The following is a 6,000-nucleotide window of genomic DNA, read 5'->3' as shown; positions in this document are numbered from 1 at the left end:
TTGTCCTCTTTCATACCCTCGGCAGCACCTAAGACCTCACGGTATCCGTCCTCGTTTACTGCAATCGCCACCAGAATGGCCACATTTTCAAACTCTCCGCCCCAGTTTCGGCGCAGATAGATCCCGTCCACATAGACGTACGGATAGCGCCCACCTTGCAGAGGCCGGTTGCGCCAATCCTCAATAGGGACATACGCTTTCTTGTTCAGTTCACTGATGGTGGAGGGCGAAACCTTGCTGCCCCACAGGGCCTCAGTAATGTCCTCCACACGCCGGACGGATACGCCTGCCAGGTACATCTCAATGAGAGCCTCTTCCACACTGCTCTCCCGACGGCGGTACCGTTCAATGATGGCAGTCTCAAAAGAGATGCCCTTGAGCTTGGGCACCTTGAGCGTGACATCTCCAGAAGTGGTGGTGAGATTACGGTTGTAGTGGCCACTGCGGTAGCCCTGGCGCTGTTCATTGCGCTCATACCGGGCTGCCTGGGTCAGTTTCTCCGCCTCGGCCTCCAGCAACTCGTTGAGGGTCTCTTGTACGCTGCCTCGCACCAGTTCCTTGATTTGCCCCTTGATTGCTTCCTCATTTAGCTGTACAATTTTCTCGGACATGGTTTACAGACTCCTTTCAGAATGGTGTGTCGTGACTTCATTCTATCAGAGATCTGCAAACCATGTCTCTTTTTATCCTCTTTTCAATTTGCGAAACTTATTCTACCTTATCCCGGCTAAAGCGAGCCGAACGAAAAGCCGCCGCACAAATGTGCGGCGGCTCAGGCTGTCGGAAAAGGCCTTTGGCCTTTTCCGACAGAGGGATGCATGACGGACAGGGCTCGATCCTTGCAGAGAAGTCGCCCTGTCCGTCATGAGAGGTGTCATTTCCGATGCGTATGTCGCCGGAAATGACGGGGCCTCCTTTCCTTCCGTCGTCTTCGGACGACTCAACTCTGCGGGGCTCTTCCCCAGGAGGGTTTTTCGACAGGCTGAAGCCGCCGCACAAATGTGCGGCGGCTCTGGTTTTACAGCTGTGCGGCCTTTTCCTTGAGGAAGCCGCGCAGCCAGGGGCCGGCGGCCGGGTGGTCCAGGGCAAAGTCAATGGTGGCCTCCAAAAAACCGTTCAGGTTGCCGGTGTCATAGCGGCGCCCCTCAAAGTCTACCGCCACCATTCTGCTGTTCTGGCACAGTTCCCGCAGTCCGTCCGTGAGCTGGATCTCCCCGCCGTATCCGGGCTTCACCCGTTCCAGGATATCGAAAATGTCCGGCGTGAGTACATAACGCCCCAAAATGGCATAGTTGGAAAACATCTGCTCCGGGCTGGGCTTTTCGTTCATATCGGATACTGAGAAGACTCGCTCCTCCAAAGGAGCGATCTTCACGGAGGAATAGCGGGAGATCGCCTCGGTCGCCACCCGCTGTACTCCCACGGCGGACGCGCCGTATTTCTCCGCAGCCTCCACAAGCTGCAGGGTCACCGGCTTCTTCGCCCGCATGATGTCGTCCCCCAGCAGCACCGCGAAGGGCTCGTCCCCCACGAAGCGGCGGGCCCGGCCGATGGCGTGGCCCAGTCCCTTCGTCTCCTTCTGACGGACATAAAAGATATTGGCCAGATCGGCCGCGCCGCGGACCTCGGCCAGTTCCTTGTCCTTGCCCGCTTGGTTGAGCCGGGTCTCCAGTTCGGGGTAGTAGTCAAAATAGTCGTCCATGGCGGATTTGGCCCGGTTGGTGACGATCAGGATGTCCTCAATGCCGGAGGCCACCGCCTCCTCGATGATGTACTGGATCACCGGCTTATCCACCATGGGGAGCATCTCTTTGGGGACCGTCTTGGTCGCGGGGAGCATCCGGGTCCCAAGCCCGGCGGCGGGGATCACCGCCTTGCGTACCTTCATGGAAACGACCTCCTTGCCTCAGCAGCGCACCCGGCGCAGCATGGGCTGAAAATATTTGATCTTCGGGATGGCATAGAGCAGCAGCATCCCCAGCACATAGCAGGCCCCCAGCTCGCCCAGCGCCACGGCAAGGCCGTTATAGGCGAACATCCCCCAGAAACCGGGGCCGAACCCCGCCTCGTACCAGGCCAGCATGGCCCCGATGATAACTCCATTGGAGAGCACGGCCGGCAGGGGCGCCAGCCACCTATGGCGCACGCGGGCGGTGATCAGCGCGGCGATCAGCGTAGCGGCAGAGCCGCATACCACGTCCACCAGTCCGTAGGGAGAGAGCAGGTTGGCAATCAGGCAGCCTACGAAGAGGCCGGGGGCAGCGGTTGGGAACAGGAACGGCAGTACACACAGCGCTTCGGCAAAGCGGAACTGTACCGGCCCGTAAGTCAGGCCGAAGATGGAGCCGAAGTAGGTCAATAAGGCGTACAGGGCCGCCACGGCGGCGGCCAGGGTGATCTGTCGGGTGTCGAACTTGCGCATGGTCAGGGATACCTCCATTTTCGTATTTAGAGAACGACGGGCACGCCCGCCGAACGAACACGGTAAAAACCGTGCTTGGACCGGATGTGGAAACCAGTCAAAGGTATCTTACCATGTTTCTGCGGAAAAATCCAGAGGGCGGGCCATCTTTATGGCCCGCCCTTGTGTAAGAGTACAATACATATTGGACAGTCGAATAAAAAGGATGAAGGAAATGGCCTCATCGGATAAAGTTGAGTTACCACACAACAACTTGATGAGAGGGGGCCATATCCTTCATGAGCAAGCGTATAACACAGGACATGGCATATCGGCAATCCCTGATGCAATACGCGGGAAAATATGGCGTGAGCCGAGCCGGCCGGAAGTACAACAGGAGCCGGTCGTATATCTACTTCTGGAAGGGGCGTTGGGATGGAACGGTGCAGTCTCTGTCCTGCCAGTCCGGACGCCCCACAGCCATCCCAACCAACATACAGAAGCGGAATTGAAGCTGAGCCGGATATGGGCCGCAGAAACCCCAAGTTAGGTATGGTGGAACTGTGGCACCGCCTGCGGCAGCGGGGCTATACCCGCCGCCCGGAGAGCTTGTTCCGGGTCATGCGCAAGCTGGGGCTGTTCCCGCAGGCCGAGAAGAAACCAGTCTACAAGCCAAAGCCCTATGAGCAGATGACGTACCCAGGGCAACGGGTACAGGTAGATGTGAAGGTAGTGCCCCGCAGGTGTATTGCAGGCCAGGAGCTTCGCCTGTTCCAATATACGGCTATTGATGAGTTCACCCGTCTGCGTTTCCTGGGGCTTATCCGGAGCAGTCCGCCGATTCCTCAGCAGACTTTCTGCAAAAACTGACGGCATGGTATGATCGCAGAGGAATTCAGGTGGAATGTGTTCAGACAGATAACGGATTTGAGTTCACGAATTGCTGTTCCAACAGCAAGAAGGATATTCCCGCCCGGTTTGAACTGGCGGCGAAGCGTCTTGAAGGCCGGCATAAACGGATTCGTCCTTATACGCCCAGACATAACGGCAAGGTGGAGCGCAGCCACCGTGAGGATCAGAAGCGGTTCTATTCCTGCCATTCCTTCTTCTCTCCGGATGACTTCGCCAAACAACTTGCCGTCCATAACCGCCGCTCCAACAATCTACCCATGAGGACTTTACACTGGCTTTCTCCTAACCAGTTCGCTGTCCAATATCTTTGACAAACCTACAAAGACGCAAAAAACGAAGCGGAAGAGACGATACGTCCGGGGACTTCCGGCCCCGGACGTATCGGTTGGATCAGGCGAAGAAAGCATGGGCGCCGATGGTGGCCACATAGGGCCGGTTGCGGGAGGCCCAGCTATAGGGGGACATGTTGGGGTTGACAAAGTAAAGAGCATCCCCGGCGGTATTGGCGCCGTCCAGGCAAAGCTTGGCGGCGATGACGCTCTCGGCGCTGGGCGTACGGTTAATGCTGCCCGTCATGGCGGGGGTAAACTGATTCCGCTGGAAAATGACCTCATAGACCGTGTTGGGGAAACGGGGGCTGGCCACCCGGTTGAGCACCACATTGCCAACGGCGATCTTGCCGTCCAGCGATTGGTTGCCGCTCTCAGCGTAGATGATGCGGGAGAGCCAGTAAACCACGTCCTCCTGATAGGCCAGCGTACCGGATGGGATGGGGCTGCTGCCGGAAGTGATTTCTACCGCAGAGCTGGCGCCGTTCCAATTGATATAGGCGCCCAAGGCCCGTCCCAGCACCCGTATGGGGACCAGAATATCGTAGCCCTGCACCTGTACGCCCTCCGGCACATAGAGATAGCGGCCGTTGGCCTCGATATACTTGGCGCCGGGCTTGATATAGAGGGCCAGGCCTTCTGTGGTGACCTCTGCCCGATGGTTGGCCCAGACGGCGGCGGCATCGGGATACAACGCCTGCACGATGGGCCAATAGGAGACGTAGACGGTCTGGTCGATGACCTGCGCGGCGATCTCCGTCTCAAGGACAGCTCCATTGAGGATAAAGCTGACGCCACGTTCGGCTGCCGCCGCCTGCCCGCCCAGAGCGATGCAGAGCGTCAGGCAAAGTGCCGCGCAAATGGCTCGTTTTTTCATGACAAGGGTTCCTCCTGTTACAGTTTGTTACGCGATGCTTCACAAATTGTAACCACATTGTAACTACTTTTAACCCTAAAAGTCAAGCCGAAAATTTGGGGAAAGATTCCAATCCGTTGCGGCACAGCCGTTTGAAGGGACAATAAAAAATATTGGAACGAACTTTTTCATCCATTGCCGTATAAAAATCGACTGCAAATGATAACAAAAGGTTACGCCCGGACGATACTCGTCCGGGCGTTGCTGGGAAAAGGTTCAACGATAAAACCAATGGCAGCCGATGGTGGTTACATAGGTGCGCTGATTCATCGCCCAGTGGTTGCTGGTCAGAGCTGGGGCCAGAAAGTAGAGACTGTCTCCCACTGCGTTGGCCCCTTCCAAGCAGAGTTTGGCCGCCACGATACTGCTCGGAGCAGGAGTGTCGTAGATCGTGCCGTTCCGCACGGGTTCAAACTGGCCGCCCCAGCGGCTGTCAAAGATAACACCGTAGATCGTATCGGGAAAATCGGCGGAAGCGGCCCGGTTGAGCACCACGTTGCCAACGGCGATCTGCCCCAGCAGGGATTCCCCGCGGCTCTCTGCGGAGATGATGCGGGAGAGCCAGTAGAGATCGTCCTCATTGTAGTAGGAGTCGGCATGTGTGAGCACGGAGGCTCCGCCGGTCACAGAAACTGAGCCGGTGGCGGCGTCCCAATCCACCTGGGCGCCCAGGGCGGCACCCAGCGTCCGGACCGGTACCAGAACACGTCCGGACCGTACCTGCACGCCGTCGGGCACATAGAGACAACGGCCGTTCGCCTGTATGTAAGGGTCGCCTGGGCGGGCGGTCAGGTTCAGATCCCAGGCAGAAACAACTGCCTGCCCATCCGACCAGGACACCGCGGCATCGGGACGCAGGGCTTCCGTCACCGTGCGTATGGGGACATAGGTGGTGTTGTTGCTCAGGTAGCTGCCGGAGGCCTCCAGCGCCGTACCGTCGATGGTAAGCGGAGCGGCGGCCGCAGCCACATTCTGCCCGCCCGCCAGCAGCGCCGCGCTCAGAGCGGCGGCGATCAATTGCTTTTTCATGGTCGTTCCTGCCTTTCTGGATTTGTAACCAGATTGTAACTGTTTTGATACAGATTTGGCAAGGTACAATATTTTCCTGCAGGAGGGGCGACTTTTCGAAGGTTTTTGAAAATTCCCTCTTGACGGAGCCGGAAAAACTGTTATAATAATCTCTGCTGTCCATTGAAAGAAAACCAAATTACAATGATTTGGAGTAGTATCGAAGTGGTCATAACGAGCACGACTGGAAATCGTGTAGCCGCTAACACGGCTCGAGGGTTCGAATCCCTCCTACTCCGCCAAGTCGGAGCAAGCTTTGTATCGCTTGCTCCGACTTTTTTTGCGTCCATCGCTCGACCGCCCCGGCAATGCACATGACCGGCGGAAGTGTAAAAAACGCGATAGATCGGCCGTAAAGCCGCCGACGGCTGTAC

General features: G+C 57.4%; 7 protein-coding genes and 1 tRNA gene. 3 read left to right on the top strand and 5 right to left on the bottom strand.

Annotated elements, in window-relative coordinates:
• The 3 genes from H8S57_RS10175 to H8S57_RS10165 all read right to left on the bottom strand — a co-directional run.
• On the bottom strand, nt 1-611 hold a 611-nt coding region (locus H8S57_RS10175; protein WP_186907974.1), incomplete at its 3' end, for an IS256 family transposase.
• A 407-nt stretch (nt 612-1,018) separates the two neighbouring features.
• Nucleotides 1,019-1,888 (bottom strand): UTP--glucose-1-phosphate uridylyltransferase GalU, encoded by an 870-nt coding sequence (galU, locus tag H8S57_RS10170; protein ID WP_186907973.1) that lies wholly within the window; start codon nt 1,886-1,888, stop codon nt 1,019-1,021.
• 18 nt (nt 1,889-1,906) lie between these two features.
• Nucleotides 1,907-2,440, bottom strand: a complete 534-nt coding sequence (locus H8S57_RS10165; RefSeq protein WP_243204778.1) for a QueT transporter family protein — start codon at nt 2,438-2,440, stop codon at nt 1,907-1,909.
• 486 nt (nt 2,441-2,926) lie between these two features.
• Between H8S57_RS10165 and H8S57_RS17385 the strand changes: the two genes are divergently transcribed.
• Together H8S57_RS17385 and H8S57_RS18225 are read left to right on the top strand one after the other, a co-directional pair.
• Nucleotides 2,927-3,271 carry a hypothetical protein gene (locus H8S57_RS17385; protein ID WP_243204777.1) on the top strand — a complete coding sequence of 115 codons (345 nt, stop codon included), beginning with the start codon at nt 2,927-2,929 and terminating at the stop codon, nt 3,269-3,271.
• Nucleotides 3,272-3,300: 29 nt separating this feature from the next.
• Nucleotides 3,301-3,624 (top strand): integrase core domain-containing protein, encoded by a 324-nt coding sequence (locus tag H8S57_RS18225; protein WP_440131167.1) that lies wholly within the window; start codon nt 3,301-3,303, stop codon nt 3,622-3,624.
• Between the two features lie 79 nt (nt 3,625-3,703).
• Here H8S57_RS18225 and H8S57_RS10155 read toward each other — a convergent pair whose 3' ends face one another.
• Nucleotides 3,704-4,519: a cell wall hydrolase gene (locus tag H8S57_RS10155; RefSeq protein ID WP_186907971.1), complete on the bottom strand. Its 816-nt coding sequence runs from the start codon at nt 4,517-4,519 to the stop codon at nt 3,704-3,706.
• Nucleotides 4,520-4,774: 255 nt separating this feature from the next.
• Nucleotides 4,775-5,587, bottom strand: a complete 813-nt coding sequence (locus H8S57_RS10150) for a cell wall hydrolase (protein ID WP_186907970.1) — start codon at nt 5,585-5,587, stop codon at nt 4,775-4,777.
• A gap of 190 nt (nt 5,588-5,777) precedes the next feature.
• Between H8S57_RS10150 and H8S57_RS10145 the strand changes: the two genes are divergently transcribed.
• A tRNA-Ser gene (locus H8S57_RS10145) sits at nt 5,778-5,868 on the top strand.
• The last annotated feature ends 132 nt before the right edge of the window (nt 5,869-6,000 follow it).

Origin of the sequence: Lawsonibacter hominis (assembly GCF_014287895.1) — a bacterium.
Taxonomy (GTDB): Bacteria; Bacillota; Clostridia; order Oscillospirales; family Oscillospiraceae; genus Lawsonibacter_A; species Lawsonibacter_A hominis.
Note: the sequence above shows the minus strand (reverse complement) of the source record. Positions and strands in the feature narration are given on the sequence as shown.